Source organism: Salipiger sp. PrR002 (genome assembly GCF_010500775.1).
Classification (GTDB): domain Bacteria; phylum Pseudomonadota; class Alphaproteobacteria; order Rhodobacterales; family Rhodobacteraceae; genus Salipiger.
Window position 1 is genome coordinate 43779 of sequence record NZ_JAAGOU010000022.1, and the last position, 15348, is coordinate 59126.

The window sequence follows — 15348 nt, forward strand, 5'->3', positions numbered from 1 at the left end:
CGGGGGCTGCCTCGGTGTTCGTCCCCGCCGCCCCTCCGTCTTTCCGCAACCCGGACTTACACACGCGCCGCAGGCACAAGGCTGCCGCGGCGCTGCAAGCACGGGACCGGCGGGCGGGTGCTAGAACAGGAACATGTCATCATGAATATCAGATTGATCGACACCATGCAGGATGACGCGGGTACCCTGATCCGAAAACACCATAGCGTTGTCATCCTGCACCAGATGCGCCCGGACATCCGCCGCCTCGGTATAGCCGAACCCCTCGAAGCGCAGCAGATCCCAGCGCTCCAGCCCAGCGATATCGTGCTCGCCCGCCTCCCCGGCGTGGAAGGAAAAACAATCTGACAGAAGCCCGCCGACCAGCAGGTTGTGCCCAGCCCCGCCTTCGAGCAGGTCATCCGCCCCCGTGTCGCGCATCCATGCCAGCAGATCCGGGGCGGTGGCGGCGACGAATTCGGCGCTCTGGGCAAAGCCCCGCACCACCTCTGCGCGGCTCATGCCGCCCTCGAGCCGCCCCGTCCAGTTCTCCAGCCCGGCGGCGTCGCCCTCGCGGTCCAGCACGTTGCGGTAGAGCTGCGCGACGAACCCCGCGTGCCCGAGCGTGCCATAGGTGTTCTGGAACTCGGCGCTCTGCACGAAACCGTTGACCACGCCCAGATAGGCCTGCCCCTCGGCCAGCCGCCCGGACCAGCCCAGCAGCCCGCCGAGATCCGGCGCGCGGTCCAATGTCGCCTGATAGAGCCGAAAGACATCGTCGCTCCAGCCCTGCTGCAGCCCGCCAAGACTGAAGGCATTGGCCGCGGCGGCAGTGCCCGCCTTGAACTCGGCGCTTTCGGAAAACCCCAGCACCACCTGCGCGCGGCTCATGCCGGCCTCGAGCCGCGCCGTCCAGCCCGCCAGACCACCGGCATCGGGATCGCGGTCCAGCACGTTGTTGTAGAGCTGCGTGACGAAACCCCGGTCATCCAGCGCGCCATAGGTTTTGCGAAACTCGGCCGAATTGGTGAATCCCGCAGCGACCGAGGCCAGTTCGCGCTCGCCGGAGATCAGCCGAGCGCTCCAGTTCACCAGCCCCTGCAGGTCGGGCGCGCGGTCGAGCGTCGCTTGGTAAAGACGGAAGACCTGCCCCGAAACAGGGTCAAACACGGGGTCCGGGGCCTCGCCGATGAGCAGGTCATTGCCCTCTCCGCCGCGCAGGATATCCGCCCCCGGCCCGCCCTCCAGCGTGTCGGCCGCCTCACGGCCCTGCAACAGGTCGGCACCCCCGGTGCCGCTTATCGACAGCGGCGCAGCGGGAATCGCGCTGCTGTCGATGTGCCACAGGTCGCGCAGATCCGAGATGTCGAAATCCCCGGCATTCAATGGACGACCGTCTGCGCTATCAACCTGGGTGACCTCGCGGTTCACCACGATGCGCGCACCGCGGGCAGTGCTCTGGATATCAAGCGCCTCCACCGTGTAGAACCGCCCGAGATCGGACAGGTCGAGCCGGTCGATGCCCCGTTCGAAATCGGTGATCCGATCGGTCTGCCCATCGGCGGTGAAGACGAAGACATCCGCCCCCGACCCGCCGCTCAACCGGTCCTGCCCCGGCCCGTCAATCAGCACATCGTCGCCGGCGCCCCCCGACAGCGTGTCGTTCCCGCCAGCACCGTGGATCTGGTCGCGCCCGGCGCTGCCCGCAAGATTCTGCGCCGCACCCGCAGGGCCGATGGTGTTGCCCTCCTGCCCCAGATCGACCCTGATCCGAGAGATCCCGCTGCCGCCCGCACTCTCCGGCGCGGTGCCGGCCACATAGATGTCGAGCCCCTCCGCATCCGCCGTCAGCGCCAGCGCCGCGGGATTGCTCAGCGCCATGACCGCATCATCCGCCAGCGTGTCCACATGTAGCAGCCGCCCGCCGGGCAGCAGGGTCATCAGGCTGAGCCCGTCGTCGCTGCCCCCGGCCACCACATAGATCTGCCCGCCCCAACTCACCGTCTCCAGCGCGGTGACCCCGGCAAATCGGGTCTGCAGGTCGTCACCGATAAGGTCGGTAAGCTGCATCCTGCCGCCTGCCCCCAGCGCCACCACGGCGATCACACCATTGGCCGCTCCCACAAGCGCATAAGTCTGCCCGGCCAGGTCGACAGTCTTCAGCACGGTCGGCCGGTCGAGGAAAAGCCCATCCTGCAGGTCGAGCCGCTGCACGTCCGACAGCTGCCCCTCGGTGGATATTGCGTAAGAATAGAGACTGTTCTTCTCAGCGGAGAGAGCCAGAACCCGGCTCTGTGCGCCCTCTCCGACCACCTCGATCGCGCTGACCTGACCCGGCGTCTGCGCCTGCACGTCCCGGGGCTGCGCCACCAGCGTCTCGCCTTCGAGCCGCCAGATATGCACGCCCGCCGATTGCCGCCCGGCCGTGATCACGAAGTCCTGCCCACTGATGCTCAGGTGGTCGAGCGCCAGCAGCGCCTGCGGCGCAGCGCCCTGCATCCGCAGCGACAGGTTCTGCTCCGACAGATCCCCATTGGCCGAGATCTCCCAGCCCTCGAGGGTGCTGCCGTAGCGTCCCGGTGCCAGCAGCAGGTCAGCGCCGCCCATCTGCAACTGCTCAAGCCAGCGCGGCGCGTCGAGTCCTGCGCCAGCGCCGTAATGGGCTGCGTCTTGCAGCGCCAGATCAGAGCCTCGCGCCAGCAACCCGCCGCCGGCTCCGCTGGCGCTGTAGAGCCGCAGCACGCCGCCCTCCGAAACCACCGTCAGCAGCCCGCTGACCGAGGTCATATGCGTCTGCGGCCCATCGAGCCGCGTCGCCATATGGCGCAACTGTACCATCCACCGCAGCCCGCGATCAGGCCCCCGCATCTGACTGGCAGCGACGGATGGCGCCAAGCGATCGGAGCGCGCGGCAAATTTGTGGTATAGGCACCAGATTTTACGACAAACCCGCAGAACAGCTTGCGCCGGTGCCCCCGCTCCGGCATCGTCGCGCCACTCCCCGTCGCCGCCGACACGAGATTTCTATGACCCCCGCCCTGCCCGCTGAGGGTTTGCCCCGGATCACCATCCTTCTGGCCACATGGAACGGCGCCGCGCACCTGCAGGAGCAACTCGACAGCTATCTCGCGCAGAACCACGAGGCTTGGGACCTCTGGGTCAGCGACGATGGCTCCACCGACGGCACACTGGAGATCCTGCGTGCCTTTCAGGCCGCCGAGTGCCACCGCCGCGAAGTGCGCATCGTACAGGGCCCGCAGCGCGGCCATGCCGCCAATTTCCTGTCGCTGCTGTGCCATCCCGACCTGCCCGCCGGACCGGCGGCGCTGTCGGATCAGGACGACGTCTGGCTGCCCGGCAAGCTGCGGCTGGCGCTTTCAGCGCTGAAAGACGCCGGCCCCTTGGCGCTCTGGGGGGCGCAGAGCTACCACACCGACGTGGCGCTACGGGTCATCGGGCGCTCGCGCCAGCCCCGCCGCGCGCCGTGTTTCCGCAACGCGCTGACCCAGAATGTGATCAGCGGCCACAGCGCCACGCTCAGCGCCGGGGCGCTGGAACTGGTGCGCCGCGCCGGAGTGCCCGCCGATATCCCGCATCACGACTGGTGGCTCTACCAGCTGGTCAGCGGCGCCGGCGGCACAGTGATCGTCGATCCGGCGCTGCTGATCTACTACCGCCAGCACCGCACCAATGCGGTCGGCGCGCATCAGGGGCTGGCGCCCAAGCTGCGCCGCGCCCGCATGGTGCTGGGCCGCAGCTACGCACGCTGGCTCGCCGCCAACCTCACCGCGCTCGACCGGGTGTCGGGCCTGCTCACCGAGGAAAACCGCACCCTGATCACCGAACTGCGCGCCGCAAAGCCGCACCCCGGCCCGGGCCGGCTGCTGACCTTTCGGCGGCTGGGGCTGCACCGACAGACCCGGCTGACCACCGCCAGTCTTTATCTCGCCGCCGCACTGGGGCGGGTCTGAGGTTAATACAGGCTCTAAAACGGGAGGTTTGGAGCGTCAGGCTCGACGCTTCATGTTCTGCTCATGCTCGCGGATGCCCCTATCGACATCGTCGTGGAAGGTCAGATGCCCACCTTCCAGCACCACCACCGCATCACAGAGCTGACGAATCTGCCCCATGGAGTGGCTCACGACAACCGCTCCAGCGTTGCGCATACGCTGCTTGAACAGCGCATCGCTGCGCGCCCGGAATGAGGCATCACCTACTGCAGTAATTTCGTCCACTAGGTAGGTGTCAAAGGCGATCCCCATAGAAGTCCCGAAAGCGAGCCGTGATTTCATACCAGAAGAATAGGTCTTTAGTGGCAGATGAAAATGCACCCCGAGCCCGGCAAAGTCCTCAACGAAGGCTATAAGTTCGTCGGTATCCACGCCGTAGATGCGGCCTATGAAGCGGCAGTTCTGAGCGCCGCTCAGCTCAGGGTGAAATGAGCCAGCAAAGCCTACCGGCCAAGAAATTGAGCCCGTGGAAGATAGCTTCCCGGAGGTAACGGGCATGGTACCAGCGATCATCTGCAGCAGCGTCGACTTACCCGCGCCGTTGCGCCCCAAGAGTCCCACCGAACGCCCCGTCGGAAAGGTCATCGACACGTTTTGCATGATGGTCTTACGCTTACCTTCAAGCGCAAAGACCTTGGTAACATTCTCGAAACGGATCACGATTTGGCCTCCTAGCGGCGATCCTTGACCGAGTAGAGCACAAGCACGACAGTTGCCCATAGCAGGAAGAGGAACAGAGCGGTTACCATCAGAAGGGTCGCCCGCTTGGGGTATTCCGCAGTCTGAGCCGAGGTTGGCTGCATATAAGCAGCCAGATAGCGGCTCTTACGCTTGGCATCGGCGCGCGCCGCATCATAGGCGGCCAGCGCCGAGACATAGGACTGCTCGGCAAATTCGCGGTCCACGGTCAGCCGCTCGTATTCGCCGACCAGATCGGCAAAGGCTTGCCCGCCCGGCCCCGTGCCACCCTCGAAGCCGAGCTTCTGACGCTCGGCAGCAATCCGCGAGCGGATCACTTCAAGACGGCGCTCAGCCTGGGAGACACGTGGATCGTTCTGCTGCGAGGTCTCGAGCAGCAGGTCGAGCTCGATGATCTGCTCCGCCTCCTGCCCTTGCAGCGTGCCCAACAGCCCAGCCTGGCTCTGCAGGTCCATCTGCGGGTCGACCAACTGGTTCTCATTGCGGAAGCGGGTGACCGTCTCGCGGGCTTCCTTAAGCCGCTCCACCGCCTCATCAAGCTCGTCGCGGGCATAGCTGATCGCATCCTCGCGGGCGACCGAGCTAAGCTCATTGATAACATCCGCGCTTTCATCCAGCAGGGTCTGAGCCACCAGCGTCGCGTCTTCGGGTCGGAACGCACGGACCTCGACCTCGATCAGCCCCGAGCTGTAGGAGATCCGGACCATGTCCTCCCAGTAGCCCATGAGTTCTTCGATCGAAGCATCTTTTTCGAGCTTGAACACGGGGTCCCAGCCGGGAGGTGTCCAGATTGCATGCAGGTCGATCTGTTCGTCGATATCCGACACCAGCTTCTGGCTCTGGATGAACTCGTAGAGGATATCAGTGTCGGACGAGCTCGATGTCGACAGGCTCGACAGCCCGCCCAGCAGGTCGACCGCCGAAGCGGCATCCTCCTGGCGCACGGTGAAGCCCACCCTGGAGGCGTATTGGTCTTCGGCCACCAGCCACAGATAAAGCGCAGTTAAGATACTGGGCAGGATCACGCTGGCAACGAAGCTCAGCAGCATCAGCTTGTGTCGTCTCTGCGGCTTCGCCACACCGGCAGGAGGATGTGTACTGCCCGCCTGCTGCGCTGCTGGCTTCGGGCCCTGCTGGCCGCCCACATTCTGCGGCCTAGGCTGCTGCACAGCCGAAGGCTGTGCCTGTTCAGGAGCTTTATTCTGTGCGGGACCGGGGCGGGCTGGGGCGTTGCCGCCCTGCTGCGGCTGACCCTGTGCAGGGTCGGAAGCCTTGTCCTTGGCGGGTTGTGTCAAACGTTCCCCATTGGAATGTCAATTGCCGGATCGAGATGCTAATACACCGGACAGAAACAAGATACCAGAATTCAAAGGCCTCGGTATGAGCTCGACAGACTTCGCCCCTCCCGCCACGCCGACCATCTCTGGTAAGCGGTCTTTTCCCAGCGCCCGTGCCGTGGCTGCACTAATCCTACGCGAGATGGCTACCGGCTACGGTCGCTCGCCGGGCGGCTACATCTGGGCCATCCTTGAACCAGTGGGGGGCATCGTGATGCTCTCACTCGCGTTCTCCGCGATCATGCGAGCCCCCGCTCTGGGGATTAGCTTTCCAATGTTCTACGCCACCGGCATGATGCCGTTCCTCATGTACACCGACCTACAGGGCAAGATCGCCAGTGCGCTAAACTTCTCCAAACCTTTACTTGCCTACCCCACTGTAACCTTCATCGACGCTATCCTTGGACGCTTTATCCTTGAGGTGATGACGAAGTTGCTTGTCAGCTACATCGTTTTCGGCGGGATCATGATCCTTTACGATACGAGGGTTACGTTGGATTTTCCAAAGATCTTCGAAAGCTTCGCCTTGGCGGCTTTCCTCGGCCTCGGTCTTGGCACGCTAATGTGTTATGTTTTCACACGCTTCCCGCTGTTCCAGAAAGCTTGGGGAATTGCCACAAAACCGCTGTTCATCATCTCTTGCATTTTCTTCCTCTACCAGACCATCCCCGAGCCATATCAGGGTTATCTTTGGTACAACCCTCTCGTTCATATTGTCGGTCTCATGCGCGAGGGTTTCTATCCGACCTATGATGCAACCTATGTCTCCTACACCTACGTCCTGAGCATCTCCGGTATAAGCCTTACGCTCGGCCTGCTGCTGCTGAAACGCTTCCACGCCGACATCCTCACGCGGTAAATCTCCTTCATGCCCACGCTCTATATCCACGTCGGCCTGCACAAGACCGGTACCACAAGCCTGCAAAAGACACTGCACGACAACCGCCCGGCGCTACGCGAGCAGGGCATTCTCTACCCCGAAACGGGGCTATCGGAGAAAGCCGCGAATTGGGGACATCACGAACTGGCCTACGCGCTCCGTCACCGTGGCAAGGCGCGCCAGTTCTGGACCGCCATGCGCGAGGAGGCCGACGCGAAGGCGCTGCCCAAAGTCATGATCTCCTCCGAAGAATTCGCGCTGCTGCCTTTCCCAACCATGCCCGGAGCCGAGCCCTTCAAGCTCATCGCCGAAATCTTCGCGAGCTACGAGATTCAGCTTATATGCTACCTACGTCCCCAAGCTGAGATGATAGAGTCGCTCTACAACCACAACGTCAAATCTGTTGGTGAGCAGCGCGGGATCCTCGATTTCATGGCGCAGATCGCGCCACGGTTGGAATATCAGCATTATCTTAACGTGGCCGCGCTTGGTCTCGGGCCGCAAGCGATCATCGTGCGGCGTTACCAGAAAGCGCACATGAAGAACGGTGACATCGTCTCGGACATAGCCGAGTTGATAGGGCTTGATCGCGGACCGCTTTCGCTAAAAACAGCGGAACTCAACCCCGGGCTTACTGCCCGGGGAATGGCTGAGATGCTTGAGGCCAACCGTCGTCACGCTGATAACCCAATGCGTCTGCAAGCCGCGCGCAGCCGCATCCTTGCAAAGCACCGCGCTCCAGCCTTTTACCGGCACGAGCTCCTCTCGCCCGAGACCCGGCAGGTAATCGAGGCGCTCTACCGTGCCAAGAACCGGCAGATTTCGCGCCGTTTTCTCAAGCGCGACGAGGATCTATTTCCCGTCGATCCGCAACCGGAGACGGCAACTGCCTCCTGAAACCGCTCAGAGCCGCGCCCTCAGCGCGGACAGAAAGGCCTCGGCCAGTGCAGCGTTGTGGTCCCCGGCCTGCTTGCGCAGCCGCGGCACCGTGGGCCGCCAGCCTACCTCAGCCAGTCCCGCGGCGCCCAGAACCTCCGGCAAATGACGCTCGGGGGTGACGCTCATCGCCTCATAAGAGACCTCCCAACGCGGCAACCCCGCCGCCTCGGTGAGCAGTTGGATGCGCAGGTTGGCCTGCTGCAGAGCAGCCATGGTACGGGCGATCTGATCGGGAGTCAGAGCTGGGGCCAGATCGGAGTTTGAGGCTGGATAGGTACCTTCCGTTCCGCGCGCAGGCTGGTCTTTGGTCCATTGCCCCGAGACTTCTGCAATCCGGAGCGAGATTGCCTGTCGCAGCAGATCACCCCGCAGCGAATGAAGCACAGTGCAGGACTGGAACATCGCCGGGATGTTCCAGCGCAACAGCATAGCGAGTTGGTCCCAAGAGGCCTTGAGAGCCAGCGCACGACCTGCGCCGGCCTGCGCCGCGAGCAGGGCGATATACTCGGGAAAACCGCCCTCCAAATCCTCACCACGGGCCTGGATACCCGCGTGATTGAGAAACTCGCCAGCCGGGGCGCAGAGCCCTGTCTGGCCAAGGTACTCACCCAGCAGCGTAGAGCCTGAGCGGTTGGTGAAGGCCAACAGCACCAGCGGCCGGTTGATCACCGGAACATCCCCCTCGAAGCGCAGCGGGCCCGCGCAGAGTTCGGCGATCCGGCGCTCGTGTTCGCCAGCGCGGGCCATCCCGGTCAGAAGCTCCTCAGCCAATGGACCTGGAGCAGCCTGTCTGCGCCGAAAGAGACCAAACATCAAACCGCCCCCTCAGGCCACCGCAGCGCCGCCGCCAGATCGGTCCCGCTCTCCGGCAACGGCAGCACCGCCCCCGGTGCGCCCTGCGCCACGGCGCGGGCAACCGCCTCGCCCTGCGCGCCAATGTCGAAGCTCACCACCGGCAGGCCCGTCGCCAGCATCTCATGGGTGGTGAAGGAGAAGGTCTCGGGCCAGATCGAGGGCATGAACCAGCTCGATATGCCATAGCGCGCCACCAGCCCCGGCAGATCGCGCAGCTCGTAGCTGCCATGTACCAGGCTCGGCGGGGCGAGCTTGTAGCTTGGGTCGATGTGGCCCAGCACCACCAGCCGGGCGGCACTGGAGCGGGCCAGATCCCGGCTCAGGTCCTGCAGCAGCGCCGCGCCCTTCTGCACCCCGATATTGCCCAGCACGCCGATCACTGGCACGCCATCAGCACCTCCGCCCAACGCGATACGCGGCGGCGTCGCGGGCAGCTGGTGTGGGCGCACCTCGATGCGGGGGGCGGCCTGCGGGTAGGCCTGCGCCACGATATCACGGCTGGAGCCGGAGAAGACCACCACACGCTCGGCGGCCGCCATCAGTCGGCCCCAAGCCGCCTGCCAGTCGCGCAGCGAGGCCATGACGCCGCCGGGGCGCTCGTAGATATGTGCCGGATCGTCCTCCAGCGGCCCGCCCGCCACCGGCACGCCGCGGTAGACGCCATCGGCGCCGAGCAACGTGTAAGAGGGGCTGATGGGGAAGAAATCATGCATCAGGATCTCGACCGGATGTGCGCCCTGACCGTCTGGCTTTGCCGCCAGCGCCAGCAGCCGGTCCGGCAGTTCCGAGGCATCGCGCTCATGCACGCCGCAGGAATAGACGATCCGCCGCTCGGGCAGCAGCGCCACCAGCCGCGCGACCAGATCCCAATCGTTGGTGAGCCCTTGGGTCATGCCGGTGGGGCCGTAAAGCTCGAGCTTCCAGCGGTGCCCCTGCCCGACCCGCAGCACCAGCGCCGACTGGCCCGCCTTGGTCTCGGCGGCGATACGGTCCTGCAGGTAGTTCTCCGCGCCGCCCCCCAGTGCATGAGCAAGGTAGACCGGCACCGCGCCTGTCTGCCGCCGCGCCGCCAGCACCAGCCCCAGCGCCAGCCGCGGCGTGTTGAGCGGATCACGGCGAATAAACTCCTGCACCTCGGCGTCATAGCCCGGGTAGCGCCCCGAGAGCACCCGCAGGTTGCGTTCGAGCAGGCGCTGCTTGTCGGCACTGCCGAAGGACTGGCCACCGCGGTGCTCGACAAAAAGATTGGGCGCGCAGACATGCCGTCCGCCCATGGCCACCGCCTTGCGGCACCAGTCATTCTCTTCGCCATAGCCGCGGCCGAAGATCGGGTCGAACTGCGGGATACGGGCGAGAAACTCCGGCGCCAGCGCCATGCAGAAGCCGACGCCGGTGGGCGCCTCGGCCAGCCCCGCCACAGGATCGAAGCCCGCCGCAGCCGCGTCGAGCGCGTCGACATCGCCCGGCGCCAGATCGTTGCGCTGGCAGATCACCGGCACGGTGAAGATCTCGGCGTCATTGGACATCGGCGTGACCGAGGCCACATCGGGCTCCGATAGCGGCGCCAGCAGCCGCGGCAGCCAACCCTCGGGCACCATGGCATCGGAATTGACCAGCACCACCGGGTCTTCCGGCCAGTGCTGCAGCGCCTCGGCAAAGCCGCGATTGATCGTGCCGATGAAGCCGAGGTTTTTGTCGTTCTCCAGCAGGGTGACCTGCGGATGCACCGCGGCCCAGTCGCGCAGGAAAGGCCGGACCTGCGGATCGGGTGAGGCATCGTCGATCAGCAGCAGCCGCCAGCCGCTGCCGGAATGCCGGGCGATGCGGTCCAGCGCCTCGGGCAGCAGATGGAAGGCGTTGTAGACCGGCAGGATCAGCGTCGCGGCACGCTCGGACGCGGCGGCGGGCGGCACCTCGGGCAGCAGCGCAGGCAGCATCTCGGCGGCATCCGAGCGCGGCACCAGCCCCAGCCGTTCCTTCACCACCTCACGCGCGCCCAGATCGCCCTGACGCTTCCAGCGGTGGATCACCGGGGCGAGCTGGGCCAGCGTGGTGACGAAACGCAGCGCCATCGGCGCCCGCGCCCGCAGCAGCGCCTCATGCGAGAAGCCGGGCAGGGTCTGGCGCAGCGGCTCCTGCCCCTCGCCGCGTTCGGCGACCAGCGTGATCGGACCGGTCTCGCAGGGAATATCGAGCGCGAAGCCGCGCCGCGCGCTGCCCGCCTGCACCAGATCGGGCACCACCCAGGCGCGGGTGCTGTTGACCGCCAGGCCGATGCGCGCCGCCTCGGCCCAGCCTTCCACATGGATGCGGTGGCGACGCAGGGCGATGCGGGTGATCTCGCCATAGGACGCGCCGGTCTCGTCGCGCAAAACTGCGCCGGGACGATCCAGCTCGATGTTCATCTCCGCGTAGCGCAGGAAGATGCGATAAACCCGGGCGAGCAGCAAAAATCGTCTCCTTGAAACAGTCGGCCCGGCTTACGGGGCCGGACGGCGCGGCGCAAGCATATGGGCACACGCCACGCCCGCCCGGTGTGCGCGCGCCACAGCGCTGCCCGCGAAATTGTTTCGCAGCGAAACATTTTGCCAAAGCATGCCGACCACAGGCCTCACCCCTCCATCCGCGCCGAAAGCCAGGCGGCGAGATCGGTACCCAGCTCGGCATCCGCCGCGGGCCCCGAAATCTCGAGCCGCGAGCCACGACGGCGCAGGGTGAGCCCGGGCCATTGCGCGAGGGTTTCGGGTGGCTCTTTCGGCTCTACAGAGTGAGTTTGGCTCTCGATCTGCGGCGCGGGCGCGGGCTCGGGGGCCTCCTCCGCGCGACCCGCCGCCATGCAGCGGGTGATGATCTCGCGCTCGGCCCCGGCATCGGCGGGGGCTTCGGCCTTCAGCGCGACAGAGATTTCCTGCGCCAGCCGCGGGCGGTCGCGCAGCTGCTGCGCCAGCTCGAGCCCGGCGCGTTCGCTCAGCGCCTCGGGAAAACGCAGCGCGCTGTCGAGGGTCTTTACGATGCCGATGAAGGAATTGATCTTCGAGCGCCGCGCCCGCGGCACCGAGGCAAAGAGCGTTGCCAGCGCATCCTTCTCGCTGTTGAAGATGCCGCGCTCGGCGGCCTTCACCACGATGCGGGCGCGTTCGTAATGGCTGAGGTTGGCGCGGATCTCATTCTCTTCGATCATCGCGAGGTAGGCCGCATGGCCATCCTCGGGGCGACGCAGCAGCGCCAGCACCGTGCCGAAGCGTGCATCCCCGGTCTCCTCGCGCAGCGCCGCCAAAGCGCGGCACCGGCGCCAGCCCGAGAGCAGCCCGTAACCGGCGCGGCCGGGCAGGGCGACCACCTCGATCGGGGTCTGCTGGCCGCGCGCGCGCAGGCTGTCGCGCAGCGCCTGCGCCTCCTCGGGATCCTCGGCCATACGGTCGCGCACCAGATGGTTCAGCTCGACCTGCTCCAGCGGCAGTTCCAGCACCAGCTTGCCATCGCGCCTCGCCGCTTCCCAGCGCTCGCTCAATTCCTCCAGCGCGGCGCTGGCCGCAGCACCCGCCGCCACATCGGCGATTGGCGCGGCCCGCCGCGAGGGGGCGGTGAACATGGATTTCGTTTCCAATCCCGCCGGGCCGGTCTCGGCTCCGAGGGGGGTGGGCTCGACCGGGGTCAGTCTCTTGCGCTTGGCCATCCGTCTGCTCCTGTCAGGAAAAGGTCCGGCACAGAGCCGACCCGAACATGGTTAAGACGGGGTGACCCCGCCGCCCAAAAAATTGTTTCGCAGCGAAACAGAGTCTCATTCGGCGGCCCGCAGAGCCTGTTCATCGCGCCGCCAGCTGCCCAGAAGCAGCTGCTTCAGAGCCGCATAGGTGGCGTCGAAGGTCTCGCGGCCGCGGGCATAGGTCTCGCGGTTGAAGTCGCGGTAGTCGGCCTCATAGATGCCGCGCACCTGCTCTCCGGCCTGCCCGATGAGCGCGGTGTAATCCTGCCGGTGCGGCGAGAGCACCGGCCCGAGATAGGCCTGCATCAGCGCCGCCAATTCGCCCTGCTGGGTGCCGTCGTAGCGGGTGATCACCGCGCGCACCGCGTCCCATTGGAAGTTCAGCCCTTCACGCCCCAGCGCCCGGGCGGCCATGTTCTCGGCCTCCTCGATCGACGAGAAGGTGGAATGCAGCATGTCAAAGAACCGGCCTGTGGAGTCGAACTCGAGGAAGGACGCACCGAGCGGCACCAGCAGGATGTCGGCGGCGGCCAGCCCGTTGATCGTCAGGTAGCCGAGGGCAGGGGGGGTATCGAGGAAGATCACGTCATATTCGTCGAGCAGCCCGTCGGCCTCGAGGCTCTCGGTGAGCGCGTCCCAGAGCTTCCAGCCGCGCGCCTGCATGCGCCAGACCGGGATCTGGAACTCGGCCCAATAGAGGTTGAGCTGCGCGCCGATGAGATCGATGTTCGGCCAGTGCGTGGTCTGCACCAGATCCTGCGCCTTCGCCTCCAGCGCCCCCGACAGCGTTTCGTCGAGCGGCACCGGCGGGTCGCCGCGATCCATCCGACGCTGGTTCTCCGATTGCAGGTGACGACCGTAGTGACGCGCCAGCAGCGGGAAGACCGTCTGCCATTCATCCTCGACCCTGCCGCCAAAGATCGAGGTCATCGAGCCCTGGCTGTCGAGGTCGATCACCAGTACCTTGTAGCCGTCGAGCGCGGCGCTCATCGCCAGATGCGCGCAGGTCGAGGTCTTGCCGACGCCGCCCTTGAAGTTGGCCACGGCAACCATCTTGGCGGGCAGCCCCTCGGGGCGCCACGGCAGATAGTTCTTGGCCTTCGATCCACCGGCGGCGAAATACGCGCGCAGCCGCAGCACCTCCTCGAAGGTGAACCATTTGGCGCCGCCCTCGGTCTCCGACCGGCCCTGCGGCAGTTCGGGGTTCTGCTTCAGCACCCGGCGGAAATGGCCAACTGCGACGGGGATCAGGTAACGGGTGATCTCCCAGGTCGAGAAGAGCCGCAGGCTGCGCCCGCCATTCTCTTCGAGCCCGCGCCCGGCGAGATCGCTGCGCCCTGCCTCGCAAGCCTGCGCGATCTCGGCGAACTCCGAGGTTTCGAAGGGCCCGCCGAGCGCGCTCAGCGCGGCGTCGGGGTCGATGTTGAAATAGGGGGGCAGCTCGGTTTTCGTCTCCGCCTTCATGTCCCTGCGCGACCTTCCATGTTCGTCGTTTTTATCAGGATACTGAAAAACGACGAACATGGAAGCAAAAGCTGCACATCCGCAGGTTTTCTAAGCAGATTCGGGAGGTTGTCGCCAAGGAAGATGCCTCAGACTGGGCGCTTATCTTTCAATAGCTGTGTTATTTTTTGTTAGTTTATTTGTTACGGTCTGGGAAGCATCTTCCTAAACTACTGGTGAATAATAGAAATCTGTCATCTCAAGGCATGGCTGCGACTCTGATCCCACGTTAAGGCGACTCTGATCCCACGCCTTGCCGACTCCGATCCCCCGATCTCGGGCTGGACGCGGGCTGTGGATAAACTTAGGCTGAGCGTCACTGAAACCCCGATAGCAGGCGGGCGCAGATCCGCCGCGAAAACCCGGGGGCAGGGCAGGTACGACGCGAACGATGGCATCATCAAAACAGACCCCTGGGATGGTTCCCGGAAGCGGGCTTGCGCCCGCCGCGCCAGCGACCGCGGACTTCTTCGTCTGCGACATCTTCGATGCCGCGCCGAAGGATGATCTGGGCTCTATGGAGCATCCGATCTTCTCGCTCTCGACCCGGCCCGACCGGCGGGTACTGAGCTACGAGCACAATGGCACCACCATTGAGGTCACGCCCTCGGTCAAGGGCCGGGCGACGATCCACGACAAGGACATCCTGATTTACTGCGTCAGCCAGCTGATGGCGGCGCTGAACGCCGGGCGCGAGGTGTCGCGCACGCTGCAGCTCAAGGCGCACGATTTGATGGTGGCCACCAACCGCGACACGTCGGGCGATGGCTACACGCGGCTCAAGGACGCCTTCGAGCGGCTCGCCGGCACCCGCATCACCACCAATATGGCAACCGGCGGTCTCGAGACCACCCGCGGCTTTGGCCTGATCGACAGCTGGGAGATCGTGCGCCGCTCGCGCGGCGGGCGGATGATCTCGGTGACGGTGACGCTGTCGGAATGGTTGTTCCGCGCGGTGCTGGCCAATTCGGTGCTGACCCTGAACCGCGCCTACTTCCAGCTGCGCAAGCCTCTGGAGCGTCGGGTCTACGAGCTGGCGCGCAAGCACTGCGGGCGGCAGGCAAGCTGGCAAGTCTCGGTGGGCACGCTGCACAAGAAGGCCGGGTCGACCGCGCCGCTGCGGGTGTTCCGCGCGGCGCTGCGCAAGATGATCGCCGAGGGCAACCTGCCCGACTACCGGCTGCACGAGGTCCCGGGCGACATGATCGTCGTCGAGCGCCAGCGCGCTCCGCGCGCCACCGCCTCCGGTCCGCATCTGTCGGACGAGGTGCTCGACGCCGCCCGCGCCCTGCGCCCCGGCGCCGACGTTCACGCGCTCGCGGCGCGCTGGCGCGGCTGGTGGGAAGAAACCGGCCGCCCGCGCCTCGGCAATGCCGACGCCGCCTTCCTCGGTTGGGTGAAGGCGCAGGAGCGCGGCTGAGGCGGCCTATTTGTTTCGCT

11 protein-coding genes are annotated in these 15348 nt (G+C 65.6%); 4 read left to right on the forward strand and 7 right to left on the reverse strand.

Features of this window, described 5'->3' with window-relative positions; all coding sequences use genetic code 11:
- Positions 1-120 precede the first annotated feature (120 nt).
- A complete protein-coding gene (locus G0A00_RS18685; protein WP_164184340.1) occupies positions 121-2817 on the reverse strand; it encodes a DUF4214 domain-containing protein in 2697 nt (898 codons plus the stop codon).
- Positions 2818-3005: 188 nt separating this feature from the next.
- Here G0A00_RS18685 and G0A00_RS18690 point away from each other — a divergent pair, with 188 nt between their 5' ends.
- Positions 3006-3950 (forward strand): glycosyltransferase, encoded by a 945-nt coding sequence (locus G0A00_RS18690; RefSeq protein ID WP_164184339.1) that lies wholly within the window; start codon positions 3006-3008, stop codon positions 3948-3950.
- A gap of 36 nt (positions 3951-3986) precedes the next feature.
- Here G0A00_RS18690 and G0A00_RS18695 read toward each other — a convergent pair whose 3' ends face one another.
- Both G0A00_RS18695 and G0A00_RS18700 read right to left on the reverse strand, forming a co-directional pair.
- Positions 3987-4649, reverse strand: a complete 663-nt coding sequence (locus G0A00_RS18695; RefSeq protein WP_164184338.1) for an ABC transporter ATP-binding protein — start codon at positions 4647-4649, stop codon at positions 3987-3989.
- Between the two features lie 11 nt (positions 4650-4660).
- Entirely contained in the window at positions 4661-5767 is a 1107-nt protein-coding gene (locus tag G0A00_RS18700) for a hypothetical protein (RefSeq protein ID WP_368667714.1), read from the reverse strand.
- A 301-nt stretch (positions 5768-6068) separates the two neighbouring features.
- Between G0A00_RS18700 and G0A00_RS18705 the strand changes: the two genes are divergently transcribed.
- The gene (locus G0A00_RS18705; RefSeq protein WP_164184337.1) at positions 6069-6884 is read left to right on the forward strand and encodes an ABC transporter permease; all 816 of its coding nucleotides are present in this window, start codon (positions 6069-6071) and stop codon (positions 6882-6884) included.
- 9 nt (positions 6885-6893) lie between these two features.
- A complete protein-coding gene (locus G0A00_RS18710) occupies positions 6894-7802 on the forward strand; it encodes a hypothetical protein (RefSeq protein WP_164184336.1) in 909 nt (302 codons plus the stop codon).
- 6 nt (positions 7803-7808) lie between these two features.
- Here G0A00_RS18710 and G0A00_RS18715 read toward each other — a convergent pair whose 3' ends face one another.
- The 4 genes from G0A00_RS18715 to G0A00_RS18730 form a co-directional block, all read right to left on the reverse strand.
- Complete coding sequence (locus tag G0A00_RS18715; RefSeq protein WP_164184335.1) at positions 7809-8657, reverse strand: hypothetical protein; 849 nt, start codon at positions 8655-8657, stop codon at positions 7809-7811.
- Complete coding sequence (locus G0A00_RS18720) at positions 8657-11149, reverse strand: glycosyltransferase (RefSeq protein ID WP_164184334.1); 2493 nt, start codon at positions 11147-11149, stop codon at positions 8657-8659. The genes G0A00_RS18715 and G0A00_RS18720 overlap by 1 nt, the downstream gene beginning before the upstream one ends.
- Positions 11150-11310: 161 nt before the next feature.
- Positions 11311-12375, reverse strand: coding sequence for a ParB N-terminal domain-containing protein (locus G0A00_RS18725; RefSeq protein WP_164184333.1), 1065 nt, complete (start codon positions 12373-12375; stop codon positions 11311-11313).
- 105 nt (positions 12376-12480) lie between these two features.
- A complete protein-coding gene (locus G0A00_RS18730; RefSeq protein WP_164184332.1) occupies positions 12481-13869 on the reverse strand; it encodes an AAA family ATPase in 1389 nt (462 codons plus the stop codon).
- Positions 13870-14326: 457 nt separating this feature from the next.
- Between G0A00_RS18730 and G0A00_RS18735 the strand changes: the two genes are divergently transcribed.
- Complete coding sequence (locus G0A00_RS18735; RefSeq protein ID WP_164184331.1) at positions 14327-15328, forward strand: replication initiator protein A; 1002 nt, start codon at positions 14327-14329, stop codon at positions 15326-15328.
- Positions 15329-15348: the final 20 nt, after the last annotated feature.